2 protein-coding genes are annotated in these 2,127 nt (G+C 55.1%); one reads left to right on the top strand and one right to left on the bottom strand.

From position 1 onward, the window contains the following. Positions 1-184: hypothetical protein (locus CK221_RS30605; RefSeq protein WP_210200049.1), on the top strand; the 184-nt coding region annotated here is incomplete at its 5' end. A gap of 696 nt (positions 185-880) precedes the next feature. Here CK221_RS30605 and CK221_RS29435 read toward each other — a convergent pair. Then, the gene (locus CK221_RS29435; protein WP_245430791.1) at positions 881-1,708 is read right to left on the bottom strand and encodes a D-2-hydroxyacid dehydrogenase; all 828 of its coding nucleotides are present in this window, start codon (positions 1,706-1,708) and stop codon (positions 881-883) included. Positions 1,709-2,127 lie beyond the last annotated feature (419 nt).

Raw genomic sequence — 2,127 nt, 5'->3', positions numbered from 1 at the left:
TCAGGTGATTTTCAAGCGGCGAACGGTTGCGACGGAGGAGGTCGAGAATGCGATAGTTCTTACTCATGGGTTTAACCCTTTCCCCTTCTTTCTTATGGCTGAGGATGTTTTTTCACAAAATTCGATTGTCCCCTCCCCCTTCCCCCGCATTCTTGTCTTTGATTGCATCAGACTTCATTCGTGAGCTAGCCGCCGTCAAATATAATCTATGTATCGAGAGCATCTGGTTTTGAGATAAGCGAGATCGTGACGATCACCCTCGCAGCGCCCTCGCCGGGACACCCGTAATTTCCCTGGGTCAGGCGGCGCTCAGAGGGGTTTAGGCTTGATAAGAGACGGCACGTGTGGCTCCGGCGTAAGATCGTATGTCCGCCTCTGCCGAAGAGGGGGCTGCAATCTCTCGTGAAGTTATCTCGGCCGTGCGGACCTGCATGCCTGCATGAGCACATCCGCGCCGTGGAGCGACCAGCGCACCTGCTGCTTCTTGATCATACGTTCCCCCACGAGTGAGTTTACCGCCGACTCCATGTGCGACATGGCAACGCGGGGGCTGGCTGAGTAGCGCTTACCACAGCTACGATCGCACCGCGGTTCGCACGGAGCGAGCTCACAACCTGCAACCCGAGACTGTGAAGCCGTGCGATCGACAACTCGCCTTCTTGCTGCCAATGCTTGAGTCTTACCGCCGCTCCACGCGCGGATGACGATCCGGCCCTGATGTTCCGGTCGATGGAGTTCCGTCAGTGGCTCGCTATCCACTGATTGGCGATCTGCTGTCAATCGGCGAGGATTGGGTATACTGGACGGCGTGCGAACGCTTAAATTTAATCCACACCGAAACGCAGATCCGCCGCTATTTCGCCAGGGCAGGATATAGGTTTCAGCACCCACGGCTCAAGTCGATGACGTTTTGCAATGGTGGGTCCTCCAGGAAACAGTGAATATTTTCGCTAAAAATATCGAGCGTTCGTCTGTCGTAGTCGCTTCGCCAACCGGCAACGTGAGGGGTGACAATGACGTTGGGCATAGTCCAGAGAGGACTTTCTGCTGGCAATGGTTCTTGCTCAAACACGTCAAGAAGCGCTCCCGCGATTTCACCGGACACCAAGGCTTCAATGAGCTCGCTTTCCGCCACCACGGCTCCGCGAGCAATATTGACAAGAAACGCAGTGCGGCGCATCTGTCGGAACTGCGCTCGACCGATCAGACGTTCGGTTTCCGGGATGCGCGGAACAGCGAGAACGACGAAATCCGACAGTGTCAGAAGCTCCTCAAGCCCGCTTGATGGGAGGAGTTCGTCCACATATGGGACCGGCTCTGTTACGTCCCGTTTGCAGCCTATTACCCTCATCCCGGCGCCTTTTGCTCGGCGCGCGATAGCGGCTCCGATAGATCCAAGACCGACGACACCAAGCGTCTGCTCCGCGAGAAGTGTGATACTCCGGTCGCGCCATTCCTTACGGGCCTGTTCCCGCATGAATCGCGGGAAGTCCCAGTGCAGCATGGTAATCCCCGCGATCACATAGTCCGCGATTAACTCGCCGTGTACACCTCGCGCGTTGGTTATAATCAGTTCGTTGAGTTGGTCGCGGATCGGCAAAACCGTATCAATACCCGCGTTGGTGCACTGGAACCACTTGAGCCGACGCGCCTTGCTCACGAGCTTGACTGGAAAACTTGGCGCGAGGAGGATGTCGGCCTCAGCCATGTAGCTTTCGAGGGACACGTCATCGCTGGCGCATAATACGCGCAACTTTGGAAATTGGTTCCGCAGAGACGCGGCGTACTCATCAGCAGCAGGATATCGAATAAGTACGGTTAACGTATCATCAGTTGAGAACGTACGAGGTGTCAAGATACGTCTCCATTTCAACTGCTAATCAACCGTCCTAGCGAGCTGCTTACCGGCTACACGCAACACCACCATACATCCGGCTAGCTAGTCATAGGAATATTCCCTCTTTACGGAGGGATACCAGCAGGTAATTAAGAGGCGTAGTCAGTTTCTTTCAGCGTTTAGCACTCTGTTCACGGCTTCAGAGATGATATAGCCCATTCGCCGGCATGATCAATTCAGAATAGCCTCAGCTGGGCAAATATTCGCGGCTCCAGCTTTCGCTGGCTTGG

Source organism: Mesorhizobium sp. WSM3868 (assembly GCF_002294785.1).
Lineage (GTDB): Bacteria > Pseudomonadota > Alphaproteobacteria > Rhizobiales > Rhizobiaceae > Mesorhizobium.
The sequence above is the reverse complement of the archived record's forward strand: the minus strand, read 5'-3'. Positions and strand labels throughout refer to the sequence as shown.

What these genes read in the sequence shown, in the direction of transcription:
- CK221_RS29435 (WP_245430791.1), bottom strand. Translation starts at nt 1,708, where the DNA reads ATGGCTGAGGCCGACATCCTCCTCGCGCCAAGTTTTCCAGTCAAGCTC.